Consider the following 24,645-nt stretch of genomic DNA (forward strand, 5'->3'; position numbering starts at 1 on the left):
TTTTTCTCTCCTTCTACAGATGCTCTTGCACACAATTGCTGCTGCAGCGGAACACCGTGATCCTGTACTTTACATAAAAGTACAGACTCCATGGTATCACTAAACAAGCGGTTATGCAAGGTCTATTCTTGTTTGTTGCTGGTGTTTTTCAGTGAATCGAGAATCTTCTGCTGCTGCTTTGAAAGCTGGATGTGATCCAGCAGATCCGGCCGGCGTTCAAGTGTGCGTTTCAGCGCCTGCTCTTCTCGCCATTGATCGACTTTCCCATGGTTTCCGGAAGTTAACACGGCAGGAACCTGCCAGCCTCTGAAATCTGCCGGACGGGTATACTGTGGATGTTCGAGCATTCCAGTTGAGAATGAGTCTTTGATAGAAGAGTCGGCGTTCCCAAGGACCCCTGGAAGCAGCCTGACGACACTGTCGATGACTGTCATGGCAGCAAGTTCGCCGCCAGTGAGGACAAAGTCGCCGATCGAAATCTCGTCTGTCACCAGATGTTCCCGAATCCGCTCGTCGTATCCTTCATAATGGCCGCAAATAAAGATCAAATCTTCTTCCTGCGCGAGCTCTTCCGCTTTTTTCTGCGTAAAGCGTTCGCCTTGCGGGCACATTAAGATCACGCGCGGCTTTTTATCCGTGATAAGCGACTCGACAGCAGTGAACATCGGTTCCGGTTTCAGAACCATCCCTGCTCCGCCGCCAAAAGGATAATCATCGACTTGCCGTTTATTGTCGGCGAATTCCCGGAGGTCCACGACGTTCAGCTTGACCGCATTTTTGGCTTGTGCCTTTTTCATGATCGATTGGTTGAAAACCCCTTCAAACATTGGCGGAAAGAGCGAAATGACGTTTATGTTCATGTGTTCAACAAGCCTTCCAGCACTTCGATGACGATTTTCTTTTCATCTATGTCTATTTCTTTGACAACATCTTCGATATAAGGGATATAGTGTTTTTTGCCAGCTTCCGGCGTCACTTCCCATACATCATTTGCTCCTGTCTCCAAGATCTCGGTAACTTTCCCAAGAAGGCCGCCTTCTGTCGAATACACTTCACAGCCAAGAATTTCATGGTGGTAAAAAGCGTTTTCTTCAAGATCCGTCAAGTCGTGTTCTGCAATGCGCAGATAGCTGTCTTTGAATTCCGCAACATCATTGATGTGCGGATAGCCTTCAAACGTCAGCAATTCGAAATTCTTGTGCTGGCGATGGCTCGCGATTGTCACCATGATCGGTTTCTTATCGTTTTTCTTGAACAAGCCCAGTTTCATGCCGACGGCAAACCGCTCTTCCGGAAAATCCGTGCGGGACAAAACACGGACTTCTCCAAGGATGCCGTGTGTGTTGACTATTTTTCCTACATTAAACCATTCCACGCAATAAAACATCCTTTCAGTTTCTGTTTTGGCTGACAAAAAAGGGAGGAACCTAGGCTCCTCCCTTTTTTGCTAATCCACAATATCGACGTAAGTTTTCTTCTTATGGTGATTCCCAGCTGCTGAATACACGATGGAGCGGATCGCTTTCGCGACACGTCCTTGTTTACCGATGACTTTCCCTGTATCTTCTGGATGCACTGAAAGTTTATAGACAATTCGGCTTGGATTTTCGTCGGTTTCGACGCGAACTTCGTCCGGATGATCGACTAGCGGTTTCACAATGGTTTCAATCAGCTGCTTCATAAGAAAAACTCCCTTACTTGCTTAATTTTTCGTTATGGAATTTCTCCATAATGCCGTTTTGAGAAAACAAGTTGCGAACTGTGTCAGATGGTTTAGCACCATCATGAAGCCATTTCAACGCTAATTCTTCGTCAATTTTAACTTCAGCTGGAACTGTTAGCGGGTTGTAAGTACCCACTGTTTGGATTTGACGGCCGTCACGTGGAGCACGTGAGTCAGCTACTACAATACGGTAAAAAGGAGATTTCTTAGCTCCCATACGTTTCAAGCGAATTTTTACTGCCATTTCTTAAAGCACCTCCGAATAGTTTCACACAAGATATTATATTATCAAGCTTTAAATAGTTTGTAAAGTATTTTTTCTTAACACCTTGAAATTTCTTTGCTGCAACAGTGTTGCGCCGCATTTTTCAAGGGATTTCACGCGAAACAAATCAATCTCAGATCATTTAAAAAGCGAATCCAGGCCTGGCATAGACCCTTTCTTTTTGCCTTTTTGGCTCATGCCCGACATCTGTTTCATCATTTTTTTCATGTCTTCAAATTGCTTCAATAGACGGTTGACGTCCTGGATCGTCGTTCCCGAACCTTTGGCAATGCGTTTTTTGCGGTTCGAGTTCATGATGTCAGGCGTTGTCTTCTCCTGCGTCGTCATCGATTGGATAATCGCTTCAACGCGGGCCATCTGGCCTTCATCAACTTTGGCATTTTCCAGCCCTTTGATTTTATTGGCGCCTGGCAGCATCTTGAGGATCTCATCCAACGGCCCCATCTGTTTGACCTGCGACAGCTGGTCTAGGAAATCATCGAATGTGAACGAAGAAGTCCGGAATTTCTCTTCCAGTTCTTTCGCTTTTTCTTCATCGACGTTTGACTGCGCTTTTTCAATCAACGACAGCATATCGCCCATGCCAAGGATCCGTGAAGCCATGCGTTCCGGGTAAAACGGTTCCAATGCATCCATCTTCTCGCCCATACCGACGAATTTAATCGGTTTCTGGGTAACAGAACGGATGGAAAGAGCCGCACCACCGCGTGTATCGCCGTCAAGCTTTGTCAACACGACTCCGGTGATGCCGATAGCGTCATCGAAGTTCTGTGCTACGTTGACGGCGTCCTGGCCGGTCATCGCGTCGACGACAAGGAAAATTTCTTCCGGCTCTTTAAGGGCACGGATATCCTTCAATTCCTGCATCAGCGCTTCGTCGACATGAAGGCGTCCGGCCGTATCGATGATGACCGTGTCCATATGTTCCTGTTTAGCGAACTCGATCGCCTGCCGTGCAATTTCCACAGGGGAAATATCCGTGCCTTTTGAGAAGACCGGCAGCGACAATTGCTTGCCGATTGTTTCGAGCTGCTGGATAGCGGCCGGACGGTAGACGTCGGCAGCTACCAATAGCGGCTTGCGATTATTTTTTTTGCGCAGCAAGCTGGCAAGTTTGCCGGAAGTGGTCGTTTTACCAGCCCCCTGCAATCCCACCATCATGATGACGGTTGGCTGCTTCGCCGAAAACTCGATTTTGCTTTGGTCGCCGCCCATCAATTCCGTCAACTCGTCTTTGACGATTTTCACGACTTGCTGGCCCGGAGTCAAGCTTTCCATGACGTCCACGCCGATTGCGCGTTCACTGACTTTTTTCACGAATTCTTTTACGACTTTCAAGTTGACATCCGCTTCGATCAAAGCGAATCGGACTTCTCGCATCATTTCTTTGACGTCCGCTTCCGACACTTTACCTTTGCCTTTGATCTTTTGGATGGTGCCTTGCAGGCGTTCAGCTAATCCTTCAAATGCCATTGCTATCGCCTCCTAATCCCATTCTTTTAACTGGTCAAGGAATTCCCGGACCCGTTCTTCTGTAAAGGTTTCTTTTTCAAATGCTGAAACCAGCTGCTGCCGTTTTTGAAATTTCTCGAACAGCTGCAGTTTGGCTTCATATTCTTCAAGCATCGCTTCAGTGCGGCGGATATTGTCATACACCGCTTGGCGGGTGATATGATACGCTTCTGCGATTTCCCCCAAGGAATGGTCGTCCAAATAATAGAGCTCCATATAGCTGCGCTGTTTAGGAGTCAGCAATTCCTGATAAAAATCAAACAGGTAATTCATGCGCGTTGTTTTTTCTAAACCCATCATTGCAGTTCACCCCATCCACTCTCTTTTTTACGATACTGAAAACAGAGTAAGGTGTCAAGTAATTTTACTTGTCTCCTTCTAAGAGTTCCATCGCTTCTTCTTTGTCCAAACCTTCCGCAAATAAGCCATAGACATATTTTTGCGGGTCGAACGGCTGCAGGTCGTCCATTTGCTCGCCAAGACCGACAAATTTCACCGGGATTTTCAGCTTGCTGCGGATAGCCAAAACGATTCCGCCTTTTGCAGTGCCGTCAAGCTTCGTCAGGACGATGCCTGTCACGTTTGTCACTTCTTTGAACATCTGCGCTTGAATCAATGCGTTCTGGCCAGTCGTTGCATCCAGCGCTAGCAGGACTTCATGCGGTGCGCCAGGGATTTCGCGTGCGATGACCCGGTTCACTTTTTCCAGCTCTTTCATCAAGTTGACTTTGTTTTGCAAACGTCCCGCAGTATCGCAGATCAGCACGTCCACGCCGCGCGATTTTGCTGCACGGACGGCATCGTACATGACCGCTGCCGGGTCGGATCCTTCACTTTGTTTGATGACGTCGACTCCGACGCGCTTGCCCCAGATGTCCAATTGTTCAATTGCTCCGGCGCGGAATGTGTCGCCCGCTGCCAAAAGGACGGATTTCCCTTCATTTTTCAGCCGGTGCGCCAATTTGGCGATGCTTGTCGTCTTGCCGACGCCATTGACTCCGACAAATAAAATCACAGTCAGATCATCGGCGAATTTCAATTCGTTGGTTTCCTCGTCGCCAGCTTGATAGATTTCCACCAATTTTTCCGAAATGACGGATTGGACCGTCGACGTGTCTTTGACATTTTGGCGCTGCACTTCAGAGCGCAGTTCATCCATCAATTCCATGACAGTTTCAAATCCAACGTCTGCTTGAAGGAGGATTTCTTCTAATTCCTCAAAGAAATCCTCATCGACTTTGCGGTATTTCGCTACGAGGTCATTGATTTTCGACGTAAAGCCCGTGCGCGTTTTCGTTAAGCCTTCTTTGTATTTTTCTGTCGACTCTTCCGCTTCCGCATTTCCTGCAAATTTATCTTTCAGCTTTTTAAAGAAACTCACATGACCACTCCTCTATTAATTTTGTTCCTGCAATTTGACGGACACCAGTTTCGAAATGCCTGATTCCTGCATCGTGATGCCATATAGCACATCTGCGCCTTCCATCGTCCCTTTGCGGTGCGTAATGACGATGAATTGGGTGTTTTTACTGAATTTCTTCAAGTACTGACTGTAACGCACGACATTCGATTCATCAAGCGCTGCTTCTACCTCATCAAGTACGCAGAACGGCACCGGGCGAATGTTCAAAATCGAAAACAGCAGCGCAATAGCGGTAAGCGCCCGTTCACCGCCTGACAACAGGCTTAAGGTCTGCTGCTTTTTCCCTGGCGGCTGCGCGATAATTTCCACGCCGGTCATAAGCATATCCTCGGGATTGGTCAGCACCAAATCCGCTGAGCCTCCGCCGAACAATTCGCGGAAGACCCGCTGGAAATGCCCGCGGATTGCATGGAATGTTTCATCGAAACGGCTGGTCATTTCTTCATCCATTTCACGGATGACGGTGCGCAGCGTCTCTTTTGCTTCGTTCAGGTCGTTGCGCTGTTCAGTCAGGAAGTTGTGGCGTTCGGAGACATGCTCGAATTCTTCAATCGCCCCGATATTGACCGGCCCCAGTTCTTCAATCGACTGTTTCAGCAATTTCACTTTCTTGCGGACTGCTGCTTCGTCGTCGGCCAGTTCGAATTCACACGCTTTTTCAATGGTCATGTGGTAATTATTCTCCAACTGGGAAAGAAAACCTTGCATTTGAACATCGATGCGCGTCGACTTGACTTCGCAAATGCGGATCGCTTCGACAAAGCCTTTGTAAATGCGCTGAAGCTCTTTCAATTGCTCTTCGAGCGCGGTCAGTTCCCTTTGCTTAGCCGTTCGGCCTGCTTTCAGCTCGACAAGCGCCTGTTGCACCATCTCTTTCTTATTGGTCCAGACTGTAATTTCCCGTAAGATATCGTCAGCGGAATAAACTTTCGATGCTTCTTCCGACTGAATCCAATCGAGCTCTTTTTGCAGCTGCTGAATTTTCAAGTCGCTTTTCTCTTTCCGCTCCAAAAGCTCCGCTTCACTGCCAATTAGCTGGGCGACACGCTCTTTCATGACAGCAAGCGAAGATTTCTGGTCCGCTAATTTGGAAATGACCGAATCGCGGGCTGTATCATTTTGCTGCTTGAACTGCGTCAGTTCGTCGATTTGTTTGGAAATCGATTGCAGCTCCAGGCTGATTTCGCCTAGCCGGTCTGCAGCTGCTTCTTTTTTATCGGCTATCGCGGACAAGTCGTGTGTTTTATTGCTGCGCTCGGCTTGGAACAGTCCGTAGCGGTCTTTCGTCGTCTTTAAGACAGCTTCGATTTCACGCAGAATAATCGCGCGCTCTGCTTCCATATCCCGGTATTTCTCACCTTCGGAACGCAGATTGTTTAATGCCTGTTCTGCTTCGGTGACTTCTTGCTGTTCTTTTTTCACTGTTGTTTCAGCTTGGGCGATAGTGCTCGTCAATTCCTTCAGCTGAACGACCAATTGCTCTAACTCAGCTTTCCGTGTAAAGAACGAGGCCTGAGTCTTATTGGCGCCGCCGGTCATCGAACCGCCTGCATTAACGACATCTCCGTCTAATGTAACAGTGCGGTAACGGTTCATCGTTAATTTGGCGATGGCCGAAGCACCTTTCAAATCTTTCGCAATGATAACATTGCCAAGCAAGTTTTCTACAATCATTCCGTAATTCTGGTCATAGCCGACCAATTCATACGCCATTTTCACAAATGACGGATGCTGCTCGACAGCCGCTATGCTATGGGAAGGGATTTTCCGTGATTTCATGACAGTCATCGGCAGGAATGTAGAGCGCCCTGCGCGTTTATTGCGCAAAAATTCGATGCCTTCACGGGCATTTAGTTCATTTTCAGTGACAATATGCTGGCTTGCTGCCCCCAGCGCAGTTTCAATCGCTTTCGCGTATTGCTGATCAACTTGGACAATTTCAGCGACTGCTCCTACGATACCGGTGAGCTGGCCTTTGTCACGCGCCACCAGTACTTCACGGACGCCTTGGAAAAAGCCGGAGAAATCTGCTTCCAGCTCTTGCAACGTCTCCACGCGGGAACTAAGTTGCTTTTGCGACTGGTAAGCCTGGAATAACATCGCTTGCTTTTTATCAAACGCCCCTTTTTTGCTGATATAGGCCGTTTCCGCTGCTTTGTACTGCGCGCGTTTTTCTTCCAGCAGTTTCCGTATGCCTTCGAGTTTTTTCCCGGCAGCCGTTTTTTCTTCATCAAGGCGTGCCAATTCAGTCGAAAAATCCGCCTGTTGCACGGCGATGCGGCTGCTGGATTCCGATACTTGCTGTTCCTGCAAATCGATATTCTTCAATTCGTTTCGGACGCTTGCCTGTTCGTTCATCAAATCGATATAAGTGGATTTATGGGTTTCGATGTCGTTGTCGATATCAGCAGGCGACCGGTTGAGCTGGTCCTCCAGCACTTTCACGGATTGGCGAATCGCCAGCTGTTCGGCTTTGCGCTCCTGCAGCATGGCCAATTGTTCACTATGCTTTTTGTGGAGAGCTGCGTTTTCCTGTTTTTCCCCATTCAGGCTCGCTGTCAGCTGTTGGGCCTGGCGGTCTGCGTTATTCTTCTTCTCTGACATCAAAAGCTTGCGGCCTTCCCACTTCTCGCTTTCACTGCTTGCCTCTACCAAATGCTGCTGGGAGCCGTCAATTTCATCGTCCAGCTTTTTCAATGCCGAGCGGATCGTTTTAACCCCTTGTTCTTTTTCTTCGATGTCAGCTGCCAACTCGCGCTCTTTGCGCAAATGGGAAGCTGCATCTTCTTCCAGCGCCGCCAATTGCTGTTGGAGCTGCGTTATGTCGAAAGCCAATAGCGCAATATCCGCGCCTTTCAATTGTTCATTCATATCCAAATAATCGCGGGCAGTTGATGCCTGGATTTGCAGCGGCTCCATACGGCCGTCGAGTTCATGCAGGATATCCAATACGCGATTCAGGTTTTCGTCAGTTTCGCTGAGTTTGAATTCAGCTTTCTTCTTGCGTTGCTTATACTTCAAAACGCCCGCAGCTTCTTCAAAAATCGAGCGCCGCTCTTCTGCTTTGCTATTGAGAATTTCGTCAACCCGACCTTGGGAAATGATGGAAAAAGCTTCTTTTCCGAGTCCGGAATCCATGAACAAATCCGTAATGTCTTTGAGGCGGCAATTTTGCTTATTCAGCAAATATGCACTTTCACCACTGCGAAAAACCCTTCTCGTCACGCTGATTTCGCTGTAATCGAGAGGGGCCCTGCCGTCCGTATTGTCCAATACCAACGTTACTTCCGCAAAATTCAGCGGCTTTCTGGATTCACTGCCGGCAAAAATGACATCTTCCATTTTTGCACCGCGCAATGATTTGGCAGACTGCTCGCCAAGCACCCAGCGGATTGCATCGGTGACGTTGCTCTTGCCGCTTCCATTAGGGCCGACAACTGCTGTCACGCCGGGGACGAAATCGATGCCGATGCGATCGGCGAACGACTTGAACCCCATGACTTCTAATCGTTTCAAAAACATGTTCTAATCCTCCGTTGCTTCCTGCAATTTAAGGATGGCCAGCTGAGCGGCTTTTTGCTCCGCTTCTTTTTTCGAGCGGCCATTGCCAATGCCGAGTTCCTGATCAGCGAGCGATACACGCGTTACAAACACACGGCTGTGTGCAGGTCCTTTTTCGTCGATGATTTCGTAGCTTAATGAGCCATTGTTTTTTTGCTGCACCAATTCCTGGAGCTGACTTTTGTAATCCATGACGTTGGAAAATGCACCGACTTCGACTTTTGGAAATAGCACCACTTCCATAAAGGCGACGACTGCTTCCAAGCCCTGGTCCAAATACAAAGCGCCGATCAGCGATTCAAATACATCCGCCAATAACGCCGGGCGCGTCCGGCCGCCTGTCTGTTCCTCACCTTTTCCAAGCAAGATGTAGTTGCCGAGATTCAGCTCATTGGCAAACGTCACCAATGAAGGTTCGCAGACGATTGCTGCTCGCAGCTTCGTCAGCTTGCCCTCGCTCATCTCAGGATACTTTGCATACAAAAAGTGAGAAACCGACAATTCCAATACTGCGTCTCCCAAAAATTCAAGGCGTTCGTTATCGAGGTAATACCTTCTTCTGTGTTCGTTGACATAAGAAGAATGCGTAAATGCCTGATAAAGCAATGCCGGCTGTTCAAATTTGATATTCAAGTCCCTTTGCAATTGGTCAAAGGCCGCCCGCGAGCTTTCTTTGATCAATCCAGGCTTCTGCTGATTCACTTTTCGTTTTATTGCCATTGTAATCTGCCTTCCTTTAACGTTCTGCCTCTAATTTTACCTTTTTTTAAAGGTTTGTGCAAAAAAACAAAGCGACGCACAGCCGCTTTGTTAAAAGCTTCTGTGCGTCGAGATTGTAATCAGATTATGCTTGCTTTTTTTCGATATACGTTACCGCGTCGCCTACTGTTGCCATACCTTCTGCGTCTTCATCAGAAATTTCCATGTCGAATTCGTCTTCAAGTTCCATAACCAATTCAACTACGTCCAATGAATCTGCACCAAGGTCGCCTGTGAATGAAGCTTCAAGCTTAACTTCGCTTTCTTCCACACCTAGACGATCTACGATTACTTTTGTTACGCGCTCTAATACTGTTGACAATGCCGTCACCTCCCCTCAAATCAGTATACAAAATTTCTGCCTACATGACCATGCCGCCGTCAAGATGAAGCGTCTGCCCAGTCATATAAGATGCGTCGTCTGACGCCAAGAAGAGCGCGGCTTTCGCCACTTCTTCCGGTTTGCCGAAACGGCCGAGGGGAATTTGCGCAAGCATCGTTTTCTGGATGTCTTCGCTCAATTTGTCCGTCATATCCGTTGTGATGAATCCTGGAGCCACGGCATTTGCCGTGATATTGCGGCTTGCAAGTTCGCGTGCCGTCGTTTTCGTTAAGCCGATTACGCCGGCTTTCGCCGCCACGTAGTTCGCCTGTCCCGCATTGCCCATCACGCCGACAATCGATGCAATGTTGACAATGCGCCCAGAGCGCTGTTTCATCATTTGGCGCGTCACCGCTTTCGTGCAGATAAAGACGCCTTTCAGATTCGTGTTGATCACGTCATCCCATTCATCGTCTTTCATGCGCATCATCAAATTATCGCGTGTGATGCCTGCATTGTTGACAAGGATGTCCACTGAACCGAAAGCCTGCATCGTCTGCTCAACCATCGCTTTCACCGCATCTGCATTTGCTACATCCGCTTTCACGGCAATCGCTTCGCCGCCATTGCTTTTGATTTCTTCGACGACAGCTTCCGCTTTTGCCTGGCTGCCGCTGTAATTAACGACAATCTTTGCGCCAGCTTCGGCCATTTTACGGGCGATTTCAGCACCGATGCCGCGTGATGCTCCAGTGATGATTGCTGTTTTCCCTGTTAAGTTGGTCATTTCGCCAGCTCCTCTACCGCTTTTTCAAACGTTGCCAAATCGTATACCGGCAGCGTGACCGCCGAGCGGTCTATTTTCTTCACAAGGCCGCTAAGGACTTTTCCTGGACCAATTTCGACAAATACCGTGACACCCAAATCAATCATTTCACGCACCGATTGCTCCCAAAGGACCGGCGAGTACAATTGGCGGACCAATAACTCCTGGACCTGAGAAGCATGCGTTTCACTTTTCGCTGTAACATTCGTGATAACCGGAACTTTGGCATCTTCTAAAAATGCTTCACTCAGCACTTTCGACAATGCCTGCGACGCCGGCCGCATCAATTCCGAATGGAACGGCCCACTGACGTCAAGCGGAATCGCCCGTTTTGCGCCGCGTTCTTTCGCGAGCACACAAGCTCTGTCAACGCCCGCTTTCGTTCCGGAAATGACGATTTGCCCTGGGCAATTCAAATTCGCCAATTGGACAACGCCGACTGAATCCGTCACTTCATTCGTCACTTTTTCCAGCTCCGTGCTATCCATACCGAGAATGGCTGCCATAGCCCCTTCTCCTGCAGGTACTGCCTCGTTCATGAACAATCCCCGCTTATGGACGATATCTACCGCTTTTTCAAATGGCAGGACGCCAGAAGCGACAAGCGCGCTGTATTCACCCAGGCTGTGCCCGGCTGTGTAATCCGGGAAGATTCCGGCGCGGTTCAAGCGTTCTGTAATCATCGAACTCACCGTCAGCAATGCCGGTTGGGCGTGGTATGTAAGGGTCAAGTTTTCCTGAGGTCCTTCAAGCATCATCTGCGATAAATTGACGCTCAGTACTTCATCGGCCTGTTTGAAAAACTCGAGGCTCTTGCTGTCGGATAAAAAGCTTTCGCCCATTCCGACAGCTTGTGAACCTTGCCCTGGATAAATAAATGCAATTTTAGTCATGAGCGTTCTCCTTTTTCAGCGTGCTGTAAATCGTTCCTGCTACATCATTTTCCACCATTGTCCGTGCCTGGCGGATGGCATTGAACAGCGCCGTGCCGTTGGATGACCCATGCGCTTTAATGACCGGTGCTTTTAAGCCAAAAAGTCCTGCACCGCCGTATTCACTGTAATCGAGCATGCCCTTCAAGCCGCGCAAATCGTCTTTGACCAATAAAGCCGCCAGTTTCGTCTTCGCCGAGCTGTTGAACACATCTTTAATCATCGCAAAAACGTTCATCGCCGTGCCTTCGATCGTTTTCAGCACCATATTGCCGGTAAAGCCGTCCGTCACCACTACATCTGCGACGCCATTCAATAAATCACGCGATTCTACGTTGCCGATAAAATTGATCGGCGCTTCTTTCAAGAGCGGAAAGGCTGCTTTCGTCAATTCGTTGCCTTTCTTTTCTTCTGTACCGATATTCAATAAGCCGACTGTCGGATTTGTGATGCCGCGTACTTTTTCCGCGTAAATGCTGCCCATGATAGCGTATTGCACCAGATGCTCCGGACGCGCTTCTGCATTTGCACCCATATCGAGCATCAGGAACCCTTTGCGGTCGATTGTCGGAAGCGTCGGCGCAAGCGCAGGGCGGTCTACTCCTTCAATCCGGCCGACCACAAATAAACCGGCCGACATCAATGCGCCGGTATTGCCCGCTGATACACAAGCATCGGCCCGGCCTTCTTTCACTGCCAGAGCCATCTGCACCATCGAAGAGTCTTTCTTGCGGCGTACTGCCCGGACAGGGTCGTCCGTCGACTCGATTACTTCTTCACAGTGAATGACGGCCAATCGCTCATGGTCCTTCAAATACTCTGCCATCTGGTCTTGCTTGCCGTACAATTGAATCTGCAAATCGCTGAATTCTTCAAGCGCTTTATAAACACCTGCAATAATTTCTTTCGGGGCGTTGTCTCCGCCCATGCCATCTACTGCTATGATCAATTTCCGTCACCTTCGCTTTGCTCAGTCATTCGGTACATTTCAAATGTGCCGATAAATACGGTCGCCTGATCAACAGTCGAGACGACTTTTACATATGCCCGATTTTTCTCCGGATTCCGGTCGATTACTTGCGCTTTCGCCACTACACGCTGCCCCGCCTTTACAGGCCGCAGAAACTGCAGCTCGGATTTTACGGTGAGCGCGAGTTCGTCATTCATGACAGCTACCGCCAATGAATTCGCCTGAGCGAATAAATGGTGGCCCCTGGCGATCTGGTTGCGCTGAAATACGTGTTCCGGTTTGACGTCGAAAAGAGAAATCGCTTTTTCATCCAATTCAATATCTATTATTTCCCCGATCACTTCATCAATCGGCAAAGATTTCACTTCGTCTTCAAATGTCTTAACGGCTACATGCTTGATGCGTTCCCGCAGTTCGGGAATCGACAGCTCCATGCGGTCAAGGCGTATCGTTTGGACGCTGACGTCAAAATTGGCTGACAATTCTTCGTCCGTTACAAAAGGATTTTCTTTAATGGACGCCGTCAGCGCCAATTGCCGTTCTTTTTTCGGTTTTTTCATCTTGTCACCGCCCGCTATTAGCACTTGGTACTAATATGAGTATATAAATAACAAAAAAAGAATGCAAGGATAATCTGCACCCTGCATTCTCAGTCAAGCCTGCCTCCGGCCAATGCACCCGATTTTTCGAGCTGGCTGCGTAGGCATGCCATTTCGTCGCTGGTCCAAAATTCATCGGAACTCACTAATGACTCTGCATCTTTGCGCGCTGTTTCCAGTGCCCGGTAATCATGCACAAGGTCCGCCATTTTGAACTCCGGTATGCCGCTTTGTTTGCGCCCGAAAAAGTCTCCGGGCCCGCGCAGCTGTAGATCTTTCTCTGCCAGCACAAAGCCATCATTGGTTTCCGTCATCGACGACATGCGCTCTTTGCCGACTTCCGTTTTCGGATCCGCCAACAGCACGCAATACGATTGTTCGCTGCCCCGTCCGACACGCCCGCGTAATTGGTGTAGCTGCGACAAGCCGAACCGTTCTGCGTCGTAGATGAGCATGAACGTGGCATTCGGCACATTGACGCCGACTTCAACGACTGTCGTGGAAACCAGTACTGCCACTTCGCCTTCAGAGAACGAGCGCATCGTCTGTTCTTTTTCATCGCTATGCAGGCGGCCGTGCATCAGCCCGACCGTGAATTTGCCGTGGAAATAGCTGGATAATTGCTGGAACAGATCGACAGCATTCTGGTAATCGAGTTTATCAGACTCTTCGATCAGCGGGCAGATGACATATGCCTGACGTCCTGCCGCCAGCTCTTTTTCCATACGGCCTACGATTTTGCCGAACATCTCTTTTTTCATCCAAAAAGTTTCAATTTCTTTGCGGCCCACAGGCATTTCATCGATGACTGATACATCCATCTCACCGAAAGCCGAAATCGCGAGCGTCCGCGGAATCGGGGTCGCTGTCATGAACAAGACATCTGGATTATAGCCTTTGTCTTTTAAGACGCGGCGCTGATCCACTCCGAAGCGGTGCTGCTCATCGGTGATGACAAGGCCCAATTTCTTGAAAGCGACATCTGGTTGGATCAATGCGTGGGTGCCGATAAGCATATCGATTTCCCCTGACGCCAATTGATCCAAAATCAACTGGCGCCGTTTGCCTTTGACCGATCCCGTCAATAACGCAATCTTCACTGGGAAATCTGCGAACCATTCCGCCAAAGTATTGGCATGCTGCTCAGCCAGAATTTCAGTCGGCGCCATCAACGCCCCTTGTTGCCCAGCTGTCACCGCCGCGTATAGCGCAATGGCAGCGACAACTGTTTTGCCCGAACCGACGTCTCCTTGTAGCAGCCGGTTCATGCGGAACGGTTCTTTCATATCTTTTGAAATTTCATTGACAACGCGTTTTTGGGCGCCAGTCAAGCCGTATGGCAACGATTGGATAAACTTTTTCAATTCGTTCAGGTCATAGTCGATAAAAGAGCCGCCTTCTTCTTCGCGGTTCTTTTTCCGCAATGCCTGCATCTTTAATTGGAAAATCAACAATTCTTCATAGACGAAACGGCGCCTCGCCTGTTTCAGCGCTTCTCCGTCTGTCGGGAAATGAACCCATTCCAATGCATCTTCAATAGACGCCAAGTGATAGGCTGTGCGGAAACGATCCGGCAAACAGTCTTTAAGGTCGGATTTTGCAATATCCAGCGCTTGCCGCATCAATTTGCGGAACGTCTTCTGGTGGATGCTTCCTTTCAAACTGTAGACCGGCTCAAAATCGGCACCGCTTGTGCGCGGGCCGATCGTATGGCTTTGCACCGTAATGATTTGGCGGCCGCGGTCCCATTTGCCGGCTAGCGTCACAATCTCACCGATATGCAACTTGGCTTTTACGTAAGGCTGATTAAAGAAAATAGCTTTGATCAAATGGCGGCCCACCATCACTTGGACAGTTGTCCGCGACTTGTTTTTTCCTAAAAAAAGGACGGAAGGCTCACTTTCGACCCTTCCCTCCACAGTCACCCGTTCATTATGTGGTGTATCCGCCAGATCTTTCAGCTGGAAATCTTCATGGCGGTAAGGAAATGTCATAATCAGATCATGGATCGTTTCAATCTTCATTTCCTGTAAAGTTTCCGCAGCTTGCCTGCCGACGCCTTTTAATACGGCGACAGAATCGTTACTGGCCACTGCCCACCACTGCCCCGCCAAATATTTTTGCTTCCAGCCATTTGCCGGTCGGAGTAGCGGCAAGTCCGCCTTTTGCCGTTTCTCTTAATGCACTCGGCATCGATTTGCCGATTTCATACATGGCACTGATTACTTCATCGCATGGAATGCGGCTTGTTACGCCTGCAAGCGCCATATCGGCGGCTACAACCGAATTAGCAGCACCCATGGCATTGCGTTTGACGCAAGGCACTTCGACCAGGCCTGCCACTGGATCGCATACTAGTCCGAGCATATTTTTCAAGGTGATCGCAAATGCTTCAGAAGATTGCTGCGGTGTTCCGCCAGCCATCTCCACGATAGCAGCAGCGGCCATTCCGGCAGCCGATCCGACTTCCGCCTGGCAACCGCCCTCTGCGCCTGAAATCGACGCATTATTGGCGACAACAAAGCCGAAAGCACCAGACGTAAACAAATAACGAATCATCTGTTCCCGCGTTGGATGGAGCTGGTTTTGCACTGCAAACAAAGTCCCTGGCACAACGCCTGCCGAACCTGCTGTCGGTGTCGCACAAATCGTTCCCATCGCAGCATTGACTTCATTTGTCGCCACTGCCTTGCTGACTGCGTCAAGCAGCAAGTTTCCAGAGAGCGTATTGCCTTTTTCCATGTAAGCCTGCAGCAAAACTGCGTCTCCGCCGGTCAAACCGGAAACCGAATGTACGCCTTTCAACCCTTTTTCAACTGCTTCTTCCATGACCGTCAAATTGCGGTCCATCTGCTTCATAATATCTTCGCGCGGACGGTCAGTAATGAGCATTTCCTGCTCAATCATGATTTCGGAAATCAACTTATTTTCTTGTTCTGCTCGTGCCACCAATTCTTTTACGTTGCGGAATAAAGGTTCCACTGTATATGCCTCCTTCTTAATCAGCGATTCGCGTCACTTGTGTAATGTTTGGAAGCTCAGTAAGCTCGTCCAACACTTCTTTGTCAACATTCTGATCCACTTCAATGACCATAAGCGCCATGTCCCCTTTTTCTTTCCGGGACACTTCCATATGGCCGATGTTGATATCGTATTTATACAAGCAGTTCGCTACGTTTGCGATGCAGCCTGAGCGGTCATCATGGACCACCAGGATTGCCGGATGGTTGCCGGACAAACGCAGCGGGAATCCGTTCAATTCTGTAATTTCAATTTTCCCGCCGCCGATGGAAATGCCCATCAACGACATTTCCGAACGTTCATCGCCGATGACGATGCGAGCGGTATTCGGGTGTTCAACGCTGGCGGTTTCCGGGATGAACTCGAAAGCCATGCCCAGCTGTTCCGCTTCTTCAAAAGAAGTTTTGATGCGTTCATCAAACGTATCGTAGTCCAACAGTCCACCGACGATTGCTACATCCGTGCTATGCCCTTTATATGTTTCAGCGAACGAGCCGTATAAATGGATTTTAGCCCATTTCGGCTGCCGCCCGAATAAATCCCTTGCCACTCTTCCGATGCGCGCGGCACCCGCTGTATGCGAAGAAGAGGGACCAATCATGACCGGTCCTATAATATCAAAAACAGATTTGAACTTCATTGCTCAAACCCCTTTCTATCTAGTTGTGTCTACCTTTAGTGTACATGAATTTGCCACAATCCACAAAAATAAAAAAGCGCATACATTTGTATGCGCCAAAGGTTTCTATTCAACAGAAATTATATAAGGATAAAGCGGCTGCTTGCCATTATGGATCTCAACTTCGACTTCGCTATTGAGGGTTTCGATAAATCCACCCAATTTCTCAGCATCCGTTTCCTTCACATCTTCCCCAAAAAGAATGGTTACGATTTCAGAATCCTCATCAATAAGTTTTTTCGCCAATTCTTCCGTCACCCGCTCTAAGCTGGCATTCGAAATGACAATTTTGCCTTCTGAGATTCCCATGAAGTCATCTTTCGTAATGGTCACGCCATCAATCGAAGTGTCGCGGACCGCAAATGTCACGGAGCCCGATTTCACCTGTTTCGATGCATTCGCCATTGTTTTCAGATTTTCATCAACCGTCGCGTTAGCATTGAATGCAAGCAATGCGGCCATTCCTTGCGGTACGTCTTTAGTTGGTACTACGGCTGCTTCGATATCAAGCAATTCCGCTGCCTGCTCAGCTGCCATGATGATGTTTTTATTGTTCGGCAAAATCAATACGCGCTCTGCGCCGATCGATTTAACAGCGTTTACAATGTCTTCCGTCGAAGGGTTCATCGTTTGTCCGCCTTCAATGACGTAAGATGCCCCGATGCTTCTGAGAAGTTCGGCTACGCCCTCACCCATTGCGACAGTCACAACTGCGTAAGGATGCGTCGCCGTTTTTTTCGGTTCGCCTTTGCGGAAATCCTCGCCAACGATGTCGATATGCTGCTGGCGCATGTTCTCGATTTTCATCGAAATCAAGCTGCCGAATTGTTGGCCATATGTAAGCACTTTGCCCGGCTCTTCCGAGTGGATATGGATTTTCGCGACTTCATCATCTGAAATGACCAATAGCGAATCACCGAAAACGCTCAAGTCCGTACGGAAAACGGCTTCGCTGAATTCTTTTTTGCCTTCTTCGAATTTCACCATGAACTCCGTACAATAGCCGAATTCAATATCCGACGTATCCATGAAGCCTGCGATATTCTTATGATGTTCAGCGCTGACCAAATCGTCCATCGTGTTATGGGCATGCTTCTCCGGCAATTGCTCGCCTTTTAATGAAGCAAGAAATCCTTCATACACATAAACAAGTCCTTGGCCGCCGCTGTCGACAACGCCGACTTCTTTTAATACAGGAAGAAGATCCGGTGTGCGTTCAAGCGACGCTTTCGCTTCCTCGACAATCGCTTCGAAAAGCGCGATAACATCAGTTTCTGTTTTCGAAACTTCCATTCCCTTTGCTGCGGCATCTTTAGCCACAGTCAAGATTGTCCCTTCAACTGGCTTCATCACCGCTTTATACGCTGTTTCTACGCCGTGCTGAAGAGCTTCCGCAAATTTCGCGGCCGACAATTCCGGTTCATTGGCAATGGATTTGCCAAAGCCACGGAATAATTGCGATAAAATGACGCCGGAATTTCCGCGCGCTCCCATCAGCAATCCTTTTGATAAAGCCCCTGCCGTTTTGCCGATATGTTCTTGTACATGCGCTTCGGTTTCTTTCGCACCCGATGTCATGGACAAGTTCATGTTTGTTCCAGTATCGCCGTCTGGCACTGGAAATACATTCAATGCATCTACATAATCCGCATTTTGATAAAGGTGATGGGCACCCATCTGCACCATATCCGCGAATTGAATTCCATTTAAAGACTTCATAGCCGTTTCTTCCTCCTCTTACGGGTTCGTCACACGAACTCCTTGAACATAAATATTGACCGCTTTGACAGGCATGCCAAGCGTCTTCGAAATTGTGTATTTCACTTTGGACTGGACTTGGTACGCCACTTCGGAAATTTTTGTTCCGTAGCTGATGATGACATACATATCAATGTTCAAATCTTTATCTTCCTGGCGGACAATAACACCTTTAGCGAAATTCTCTTTGCGCAATATATCGGTAAGGCCATCTCTTATCTGATGCTTTGTCGCCATCCCTACGATTCCGTAGCATTCGATTGCCGCTCCGCCTGCAATTTGGGCGATTACATCATTGGAAATATCGATTTGGCCGTATTCGTTTTTCAATTCAATCGACATTGGAATTCCTCCTTGAGTCCTATTTCACTCTTTTCATTCTACATGAAACCATTATACAAGAAAAGCAGGCGTTTGGGGTGTAAAGGTTTTTTTCTTGAAAGACCTGTGAAAATATGTTGCAAAGGCTAAATACCTGTGGTAAATTATTAAAGTATGTGAAACGAAAAACGAACTGAAATTCTATTATAATTTTCAGCTTCACTTGTGAGGAGGGACTTACATGCCTAAAGTATGTGCAATTAGCGGACGTAAAGCTCGCGCTGGAAACGCCCGTTCACACGCGTTGAACTCGACAAAACGTACATGGGGAGCAAACCTTCAAAAAGTTCGTATCCTTGTAAACGGTAAACCGAAACGTGTATGGGTTTCTGCAAGAGCAATGAAATCAGGAAAAGTTGAGCGCGTTTAATCACTCGCCCAACACGAATGCCGGATCTGACCTCAGTCAGATTCGGCATTTTTTCTTGTTTTTTTAAGAAAGCTAACCTTTATTGATTGTTATATCGATATTACGCAAAACAGCCCCGCTAAAACATATGCTCCTGCATCGCTTTGCTTAGTCCAGTGACTTCAGCTCGCGCTGTCCCGCTGGAAAGGTAGTTCGGTCCTACCTTTGCGACAAAGCTAGCGCATTGATGCAGGAGCAGTATGTTTGCCCTCGCCGTCTTCCGCTTCATTCAAAAATATTTCTTAGTTAGGAATCATTTCTTTTATTGAAAAATATGAAAGATAGAAGTAACTGCACTTATTCAAATCTCCAGATATGGAGCAAACCAGTCCCGACTCCCGCGGGATAGCGCAGTGCCGAAATCCACTCGGGCGCTAGCACGAGTTAGTTCGGCGCAAGCCCGCAGGAAAGCGGTGCTGGTTTGCGGAAAATCAGCTCATCAATTGAATTCTAAATAGATATCCCCTCAAAAAACAAAAGGTGCATCGGAAAAATCCGATGCACCTTTTCATATGTCCGCGCTTTCGATGACGATGCAGCTGCCTTTTGAAAAGGACACGGTGCCTTCGCCGTCGAATTCGTTGCTGACGAAACGCGTTGATCCAAAGCGGATGGTTTCATCCGAAACCGGGTATTTGAAGTTCTCCAACGTGAAGCCTTCAATCTCCTCGGCGAATGGATAAAACGAAATAAAGCGGTAGACGCTTTCCCGTTGGATCTTGTGTATACCCGGCTCCAAAAAGCGAATGCGGTTCTGTTTATTGACGATGTAGAACTTGATATCGGAATGCTTGAGATGGACATTGTAGACCGCGTGGAGCGCGCTCATGTAATGATCCAGCCGCCCACCGGTTACACCCGTCACAAATACATGCTTCGGTAAAAACTCCTGTGCCTTCTCCAGCGCAAGTTCCGTATCGGTTTCGTCCTTTTCTTCTTCTGCTCGGCTGAAATCAGGAAACAGCGAAGCAATTTCATCTAGTTCCCTCTGCGACACCGAATCGAAATCTCCGACCGCAGCTTTTGGAAATATGCCTTGTTCCAGCAATACCAATGTTCCCGCATCCACTCCAATGAATACCGCATCAGGCCAAGCGGCGAAGTCCGGCAGTTCGTCCACCGGTCCGCTGCCGACAATTACGACATTCACGAGATTGCCTCTTCTCCAGCCCGTTTAATCGCCTGCAATGCTTCACGTCGGTCCCTTTTTCCGAAAATCGCAGAACCTGCTACAAATACATTGGCGCCGGCTTTCGCACATGGAATAATGGTTTCTTCATTGATGCCGCCGTCGATTTGGATGTCGATTGACAACCCTTTTTCACGGATGATTTCCGACAATTGTTCCACTTTCGGAACGACCGATTCGATGAATTTCTGGCCACCGAAGCCCGGGTTGACCGTCATGAATAATACAAGGTCAATGTCTTCTAAGATTGGGAGGATCGTTTCGATCGGCGAATGCGGATTCAAAACGACTCCTGGCTTAACGCCCGATGCACGGATCAATTGGATTGTCCGGTGCAAATGCGGGCAAGCTTCAACATGGACAGTAATGTAATCCGCTCCTGCTTTGGCGAAATCCTCGATAAAGCGGTCTGCATTTTCAATCATCAAGTGGACATCGAGCGGAAGTTTCGTCAATGGGCGAATGGCATCTACCACAATCGCGCCAAAAGAGATATTCGGGACGAAATGGCCATCCATGACATCGATGTGGATCCAATCCGCTCCCGCTTTTTCAACTTCCAGAACTTCTTCTCCCAATTTCGCGAAATCTGCTGCTAGTATCGAAGGTGCAATTTTAATCATTTGAGTACCTCGGCTTTCTTGTCATAATTTCATCCAGGAACTTCAAGTAATGCTTATAGCGATATTCTGGAATTTCTTTGTTTTCCACTGCTGCTTTGATTGCGCATTTCGGTTCATTTAAATGAAGGCATTCCCGGAATTTGCATCCATTCGAGCGAGCAGCAAATTCAGGGAAGAACTCGGAAAGCTCTTCTTTCTCTACCGTTTCAAATTCGAATGAACTGAATCCCGGCGTGTCGGCCAGCAAGCCGTTATTAACTTCAATCAGCTCTACATGGCGCGTCGTGTGCTTTCCGCGGTTCAAGGCCTTGGAAATGGCATCGGTCTTCAATTCGAGCGCCGGTAAAATCGTATTGAGCATTGTTGATTTGCCGACACCTGATTGGCCCGCAAGCACACTGATTTTGCCTTCAAGGACCGGCATCAGACGCTGCTGCAATTGAGGATCGCCAATGAACGTTGGAATGACTTCATAGCCGATTTTTTCATAATCCTCAATAAAATGAGCGAGATTTTCTTTCTCAGTGTCATTCATCAAATCCATTTTGGTGATGCAAATGACAGGCTGGATGTCATGAGACTCGATCGCCGTCAAAAACCTGTCCAGCAGCATCGTATGGAAATCAGGCTGTTTTGCGGAAAACACAAGAATTGCCTGGTCGACATTTGCGATGGGCGGGCGCACAAGTTCATTTTTCCGTTCATGGACATGAGTGATGGTGCCTTCTCGATCATTATCCGCTTCATAGTCGACATAATCGCCGACCAGCGGCGAAATTTGACGGTTGCGGAAAACGCCCCGGCCTCTGCACTGGGTATAACGTTTGCCGTCTTCGTCCATTACATAATAGAATCCGCTCAGCGCTTTTCTGATTTGACCTTTCGGCATGCTTGCTTTCACTCCTTTTATTGTCAGCTAGTGATTTTATTCTACGTTATTGTATTCGATGGTGTCTTCTTCAATGACGGTTGAGTCGCGGACGATGCGATAGGTTGCGCTGCCGCCTTCAGCAATCTGCAATTCGACTTTGCGCGACTCGCTTTCTGTAATGGTGAACTCCTCGATAGGCTCAGCCATTGTACTGTCGTTGTCTTGAATATAAATCTGGACCGTCTGTTCCACTGGCTCCTCGCCATCCGCCGCCGGTTCGGCCGGCTCGTAAGGAATCTCAACGGTTCGAATGTATGTTTTCAGCGGGAGCGGCGCTTTGCCGGAAGACATCACCACTTCGATGGTACTGCCCGCTTCAAGTTCTTCGCCAGCAGCCGGGGTCTGTGATAAAACAGTCCCTTCCGCTGCAGTATCCGATGACTCCTCACCGATGATGCGGATATTGAATCCGGATGTGCGCGCGTACTGGCTTAAATCTGCCTCGGAAAATCCAGCGATGTTTTCAACTGCGCGCATGTCCTTGCCTTTGCTTACAGTCAAAACCACTTCTGTTTCAGAAGCAATGACTTCGTCGCCGGCTCTTGGGTCATGCGATAGGACGGTGCCGACTGGTTCATCTGAAAATTCCTCGACGAGGCTCACGTCCATATAATTGGCCTGCCGGAGCAATTCTTCCGTTTCCTCAGCATCTTCTCCGGTGTAATCCTCGAACAACACACTTTCTTTGCCTGAGCTAATGAACAATTGGATCTCAGATTCCCGGTCCCGCATTTTTCCTGATTCCGGGATAGTCCGGATAACCTGCCCTTCTTCAACATCTTCAGAAGGCTGCTGCTGTTCTTCCCCGATCAAGAAGCCTGCAGCCTGCAATTCCTCGACCGCTTCGTTGCGTTCCATGCCGGAAACGTCCGGCACAGCGACTTGCCGTGGCTCAAACAGTCCCGGGAACGCTATAGCCGTTATCAATCCCGCTAAAATGAGCGCGCCGATCAGTGCGATGGCCCATGGCAGTTTTCTCTTCTCTTTCTTTTGCGGAGCCGCGGGCTTTTTGTTGCTGCCTCCAGCGATTTTAACGCTATCTACAGGCACAACGGTTTTCGTCTCCTGTGAACTTTCAAAAGTTTTTGGGTCCTTGATGGCCGGCATCGCTTTCGTCTCGTCATCGTCATGGGGCACTGTAAACTTCGGTTCATTGAGCCGTTCTGGCAATAAAACCGTCGACAAGTCCTCTTCCATTTCATTGGCTGACTGGTAGCGATGCTGTGGATTTTTCGCAGTCGCTTTTAATACGACATTCTCCAAACTTTGCGGAATTGTCGGCACAGTTGCACGCAGCGATGGCGTTTCTGTCTGAAGATGCTTTAAGGCAATCGATACCGCCGATTCGCCTGAGAACGGCAAGCGCCCTGTCAGCAATTCGAACATCACAATGCCTAGCGAATAGATGTCCGATTTCTTGTTCGCCGCGCCGCCTCGCGCTTGTTCAGGTGACAAGTAATGGACTGTCCCTAGCACCGAATTGGTTTGCGTATAGGACGTGGCGCTCAATGCCATCGCAATGCCGAAATCGGTGATTTTCACATTGCCGTCAGCATCCATCAGGATATTTTGCGGCTTGATGTCGCGGTGGACAATCTGGTTCTGGTGGGCATGCGCCAAGGCTGAAGTCAGCTGTTTCATGATTTTAACAGCCCTTTCAGGCTCGACGGGCGAGTGCTCGATTATGTATTCTTTGAGCGTCTTCCCTGGCACATACTCCATTACTAAATAATGCAGCGAGCCTTCTTCTCCGACATCGAAAATATTAACGATATTCGGGTGTGCCAGGCTAGTGGTTGACAATGCCTCACGTTGGAATCGCCTGCGCAATTCTTCCTCATTGGAAAAATCATAGCGCAAAATCTTAATGGCGATATCCCGGTCCAAAATTATGTCGTGGGCCAGGTAAACGTTCGACATCCCGCCTCCGCCGATCAATTCTAAAATCTTATAGCGGCCATTAATGCTTTTGCCGATTAACATGCTTACACCTCCTCATCCTTCAAGGAAAGAAGAACGAACGAGATATTGTCCTCTCCTCCCATGTCATTCGCCAGATTCACCATTTCTTCGCCTTTAAGGGAAAGCGGTGCTTCTGACAGAATAATGGAGGAAATTTCTTCTTTGGTTATTTTATTGCTAAGTCCATCTGAACAAATCAGCATATACGATAGCGCTGTTGTTGAGAAATGAAGGATTTCACCATCAATTTCGGGATCGGTCCCTAGCGCTTTGACGATCCAATTTTTCTTCGGATGCGCTTCTGCTTCTTCTTCACTAATTTCACCACTGTCAATCAGCACGTTGACGTAGGAATGGTCACGCGTCACTTGTTCGATTGATCCATTGAGGACATAAGCACGGCTGTCGCCAATATGGCACATGACGCAATCTTGCCCTTCGATCAAAGCGGCGATGAGCGTTGTGCCCATCCCTTTGCAGCCCGGGTTGTTTTCTGCGTATTCATATACCATGCGATTGACTTTCTGGATATTCAAAGAAAGCCACGATTTCTTTTCATCAATTGATGAAAATACGTCTTTCCCTGCTTCCATGAACATTTCTCCTAATGTATCAACGGTCATCGAACTCGCCACATCGCCCGCGTTATGCCCGCCCATCCCATCGGCGACCACTGCAAGCAGCAGGCCGTCCGGACGCTGCAAAACCGCTACCCGATCCTCGTTGATTTTGCGTTTTTTACCCGTATCACTTTCCAAAACATATTGCACCAAAACCCG

Annotated in this window: 25 protein-coding genes; 1 reads left to right on the plus strand and 24 read right to left on the minus strand. The window is 48.4% G+C overall.

What is annotated here, in order from left to right:
* Positions 1-122: 122 nt before the first annotated feature.
* The 19 genes from trmD to AC4EHJ_RS05060 all read right to left on the minus strand — a co-directional run bounded on the left by trmD (position 123) and on the right by AC4EHJ_RS05060 (position 18,713).
* Positions 123-860, minus strand: a complete 738-nt coding sequence (gene trmD / locus AC4EHJ_RS04970) for a tRNA (guanosine(37)-N1)-methyltransferase TrmD (protein ID WP_490974473.1) — start codon at positions 858-860, stop codon at positions 123-125.
* The gene (gene rimM, locus AC4EHJ_RS04975) at positions 857-1,375 is read right to left on the minus strand and encodes a ribosome maturation factor RimM (RefSeq protein ID WP_490974474.1); all 519 of its coding nucleotides are present in this window, start codon (positions 1,373-1,375) and stop codon (positions 857-859) included. Before rimM ends, trmD begins: the two co-directional genes overlap by 4 nt.
* A 72-nt stretch (positions 1,376-1,447) precedes the next feature.
* Entirely contained in the window at positions 1,448-1,681 is a 234-nt protein-coding gene (locus AC4EHJ_RS04980) for a KH domain-containing protein (protein ID WP_490974475.1), read from the minus strand.
* Positions 1,682-1,694: 13 nt separating this feature from the next.
* Positions 1,695-1,967: a 30S ribosomal protein S16 gene (gene rpsP, locus AC4EHJ_RS04985; protein WP_052651220.1), complete on the minus strand. Its 273-nt coding sequence runs from the start codon at positions 1,965-1,967 to the stop codon at positions 1,695-1,697.
* Positions 1,968-2,126: 159 nt separating this feature from the next.
* Positions 2,127-3,482 (minus strand): signal recognition particle protein, encoded by a 1,356-nt coding sequence (gene ffh, locus AC4EHJ_RS04990; RefSeq protein ID WP_490974476.1) that lies wholly within the window; start codon positions 3,480-3,482, stop codon positions 2,127-2,129.
* A gap of 12 nt (positions 3,483-3,494) precedes the next feature.
* Positions 3,495-3,818 (minus strand): putative DNA-binding protein, encoded by a 324-nt coding sequence (locus tag AC4EHJ_RS04995; RefSeq protein WP_490975618.1) that lies wholly within the window; start codon positions 3,816-3,818, stop codon positions 3,495-3,497.
* A 67-nt stretch (positions 3,819-3,885) separates the two neighbouring features.
* Positions 3,886-4,902: a signal recognition particle-docking protein FtsY gene (gene ftsY / locus AC4EHJ_RS05000; protein ID WP_490974477.1), complete on the minus strand. Its 1,017-nt coding sequence runs from the start codon at positions 4,900-4,902 to the stop codon at positions 3,886-3,888.
* Positions 4,903-4,917: 15 nt separating this feature from the next.
* Entirely contained in the window at positions 4,918-8,466 is a 3,549-nt protein-coding gene (gene smc / locus AC4EHJ_RS05005) for a chromosome segregation protein SMC (protein ID WP_490974478.1), read from the minus strand.
* Positions 8,467-8,469: 3 nt separating this feature from the next.
* Entirely contained in the window at positions 8,470-9,225 is a 756-nt protein-coding gene (rnc, locus tag AC4EHJ_RS05010) for a ribonuclease III (RefSeq protein ID WP_490974479.1), read from the minus strand.
* Between the two features lie 124 nt (positions 9,226-9,349).
* Positions 9,350-9,586 carry an acyl carrier protein gene (locus AC4EHJ_RS05015; protein WP_135503796.1) on the minus strand — a complete coding sequence of 79 codons (237 nt, stop codon included), beginning with the start codon at positions 9,584-9,586 and terminating at the stop codon, positions 9,350-9,352.
* A gap of 40 nt (positions 9,587-9,626) precedes the next feature.
* The gene (gene fabG, locus AC4EHJ_RS05020) at positions 9,627-10,373 is read right to left on the minus strand and encodes a 3-oxoacyl-[acyl-carrier-protein] reductase (RefSeq protein ID WP_490974480.1); all 747 of its coding nucleotides are present in this window, start codon (positions 10,371-10,373) and stop codon (positions 9,627-9,629) included.
* Complete coding sequence (gene fabD / locus AC4EHJ_RS05025; RefSeq protein ID WP_490974481.1) at positions 10,370-11,305, minus strand: ACP S-malonyltransferase; 936 nt, start codon at positions 11,303-11,305, stop codon at positions 10,370-10,372. The genes fabG and fabD overlap by 4 nt, the downstream gene beginning before the upstream one ends.
* Positions 11,298-12,293 (minus strand): phosphate acyltransferase PlsX, encoded by a 996-nt coding sequence (gene plsX / locus AC4EHJ_RS05030; RefSeq protein WP_490974482.1) that lies wholly within the window; start codon positions 12,291-12,293, stop codon positions 11,298-11,300. The genes fabD and plsX overlap by 8 nt, the downstream gene beginning before the upstream one ends.
* Positions 12,290-12,874, minus strand: coding sequence for a transcription factor FapR (gene fapR / locus AC4EHJ_RS05035; RefSeq protein WP_490974483.1), 585 nt, complete (start codon positions 12,872-12,874; stop codon positions 12,290-12,292). Before fapR ends, plsX begins: the two co-directional genes overlap by 4 nt.
* Positions 12,875-12,963: 89 nt before the next feature.
* The gene (gene recG, locus AC4EHJ_RS05040) at positions 12,964-15,006 is read right to left on the minus strand and encodes an ATP-dependent DNA helicase RecG (protein ID WP_490974484.1); all 2,043 of its coding nucleotides are present in this window, start codon (positions 15,004-15,006) and stop codon (positions 12,964-12,966) included.
* Positions 14,996-15,895: an L-serine ammonia-lyase, iron-sulfur-dependent, subunit alpha gene (sdaAA, locus tag AC4EHJ_RS05045; RefSeq protein WP_490974485.1), complete on the minus strand. Its 900-nt coding sequence runs from the start codon at positions 15,893-15,895 to the stop codon at positions 14,996-14,998. Before sdaAA ends, recG begins: the two co-directional genes overlap by 11 nt.
* A 16-nt stretch (positions 15,896-15,911) precedes the next feature.
* Complete coding sequence (sdaAB, locus tag AC4EHJ_RS05050; protein ID WP_490974486.1) at positions 15,912-16,574, minus strand: L-serine ammonia-lyase, iron-sulfur-dependent subunit beta; 663 nt, start codon at positions 16,572-16,574, stop codon at positions 15,912-15,914.
* 105 nt (positions 16,575-16,679) lie between these two features.
* Positions 16,680-18,332 carry a DAK2 domain-containing protein gene (locus AC4EHJ_RS05055; protein ID WP_490974487.1) on the minus strand — a complete coding sequence of 551 codons (1,653 nt, stop codon included), beginning with the start codon at positions 18,330-18,332 and terminating at the stop codon, positions 16,680-16,682.
* Positions 18,333-18,350: 18 nt separating this feature from the next.
* Positions 18,351-18,713 (minus strand): Asp23/Gls24 family envelope stress response protein, encoded by a 363-nt coding sequence (locus AC4EHJ_RS05060; RefSeq protein ID WP_490974488.1) that lies wholly within the window; start codon positions 18,711-18,713, stop codon positions 18,351-18,353.
* Between the two features lie 220 nt (positions 18,714-18,933).
* Here AC4EHJ_RS05060 and rpmB point away from each other — a divergent pair, with 220 nt between their 5' ends.
* Positions 18,934-19,122, plus strand: a complete 189-nt coding sequence (gene rpmB, locus AC4EHJ_RS05065; protein ID WP_135503778.1) for a 50S ribosomal protein L28 — start codon at positions 18,934-18,936, stop codon at positions 19,120-19,122.
* A 547-nt stretch (positions 19,123-19,669) separates the two neighbouring features.
* Here rpmB and AC4EHJ_RS05070 read toward each other — a convergent pair.
* Genes AC4EHJ_RS05070 through AC4EHJ_RS05090 form a run of 5 tightly spaced genes read right to left on the minus strand, consistent with a single transcriptional unit; the run spans position 19,670 to position 24,636 of the window.
* Positions 19,670-20,311 carry a thiamine diphosphokinase gene (locus AC4EHJ_RS05070; RefSeq protein WP_490974489.1) on the minus strand — a complete coding sequence of 214 codons (642 nt, stop codon included), beginning with the start codon at positions 20,309-20,311 and terminating at the stop codon, positions 19,670-19,672.
* Positions 20,308-20,973, minus strand: coding sequence for a ribulose-phosphate 3-epimerase (rpe, locus tag AC4EHJ_RS05075; RefSeq protein WP_490974490.1), 666 nt, complete (start codon positions 20,971-20,973; stop codon positions 20,308-20,310). The genes AC4EHJ_RS05070 and rpe overlap by 4 nt, the downstream gene beginning before the upstream one ends.
* Positions 20,966-21,862 carry a ribosome small subunit-dependent GTPase A gene (gene rsgA, locus AC4EHJ_RS05080; protein WP_490974491.1) on the minus strand — a complete coding sequence of 299 codons (897 nt, stop codon included), beginning with the start codon at positions 21,860-21,862 and terminating at the stop codon, positions 20,966-20,968. The genes rpe and rsgA overlap by 8 nt, the downstream gene beginning before the upstream one ends.
* Before the next feature lie 36 nt (positions 21,863-21,898).
* A complete protein-coding gene (gene pknB, locus AC4EHJ_RS05085) occupies positions 21,899-23,887 on the minus strand; it encodes a Stk1 family PASTA domain-containing Ser/Thr kinase (protein WP_490974492.1) in 1,989 nt (662 codons plus the stop codon).
* A 2-nt stretch (positions 23,888-23,889) separates the two neighbouring features.
* The gene (locus AC4EHJ_RS05090; RefSeq protein ID WP_490975619.1) at positions 23,890-24,636 is read right to left on the minus strand and encodes a Stp1/IreP family PP2C-type Ser/Thr phosphatase; all 747 of its coding nucleotides are present in this window, start codon (positions 24,634-24,636) and stop codon (positions 23,890-23,892) included.
* Positions 24,637-24,645 lie beyond the last annotated feature (9 nt).

The organism is Planococcus sp. TJ-301, assembly GCF_058268475.1.

Bases quoted from the DNA above. Each gene is read 5' to 3' on its own strand.
- trmD (WP_490974473.1), bottom strand. From the start codon at position 860: ATGAACATAAACGTCATTTCGCTCTTTCCGCCAATGTTTGAAGGGGTT.
- AC4EHJ_RS04980 (WP_490974475.1), bottom strand. From the start codon at position 1,681: ATGAAGCAGCTGATTGAAACCATTGTGAAACCGCTAGTCGATCATCCG.
- rpsP (WP_052651220.1), bottom strand. From the start codon at position 1,967: ATGGCAGTAAAAATTCGCTTGAAACGTATGGGAGCTAAGAAATCTCCT.
- ffh (WP_490974476.1), bottom strand. From the start codon at position 3,482: ATGGCATTTGAAGGATTAGCTGAACGCCTGCAAGGCACCATCCAAAAG.
- AC4EHJ_RS04995 (WP_490975618.1), bottom strand. From the start codon at position 3,818: ATGGGTTTAGAAAAAACAACGCGCATGAATTACCTGTTTGATTTTTAT.
- smc (WP_490974478.1), bottom strand. From the start codon at position 8,466: ATGTTTTTGAAACGATTAGAAGTCATGGGGTTCAAGTCGTTCGCCGAT.
- rnc (WP_490974479.1), bottom strand. From the start codon at position 9,225: ATGGCAATAAAACGAAAAGTGAATCAGCAGAAGCCTGGATTGATCAAA.
- fabG (WP_490974480.1), bottom strand. From the start codon at position 10,373: ATGACCAACTTAACAGGGAAAACAGCAATCATCACTGGAGCATCACGC.
- fabD (WP_490974481.1), bottom strand. From the start codon at position 11,305: ATGACTAAAATTGCATTTATTTATCCAGGGCAAGGTTCACAAGCTGTC.
- fapR (WP_490974483.1), bottom strand. From the start codon at position 12,874: ATGAAAAAACCGAAAAAAGAACGGCAATTGGCGCTGACGGCGTCCATT.
- sdaAB (WP_490974486.1), bottom strand. From the start codon at position 16,574: ATGAAGTTCAAATCTGTTTTTGATATTATAGGACCGGTCATGATTGGT.
- AC4EHJ_RS05055 (WP_490974487.1), bottom strand. From the start codon at position 18,332: ATGAAGTCTTTAAATGGAATTCAATTCGCGGATATGGTGCAGATGGGT.
- AC4EHJ_RS05060 (WP_490974488.1), bottom strand. From the start codon at position 18,713: ATGTCGATTGAATTGAAAAACGAATACGGCCAAATCGATATTTCCAAT.
- rpmB (WP_135503778.1), top strand. From the start codon at position 18,934: ATGCCTAAAGTATGTGCAATTAGCGGACGTAAAGCTCGCGCTGGAAAC.
- rpe (WP_490974490.1), bottom strand. From the start codon at position 20,973: ATGATTAAAATTGCACCTTCGATACTAGCAGCAGATTTCGCGAAATTG.
- rsgA (WP_490974491.1), bottom strand. From the start codon at position 21,862: ATGCCGAAAGGTCAAATCAGAAAAGCGCTGAGCGGATTCTATTATGTA.
- pknB (WP_490974492.1), bottom strand. From the start codon at position 23,887: ATGTTAATCGGCAAAAGCATTAATGGCCGCTATAAGATTTTAGAATTG.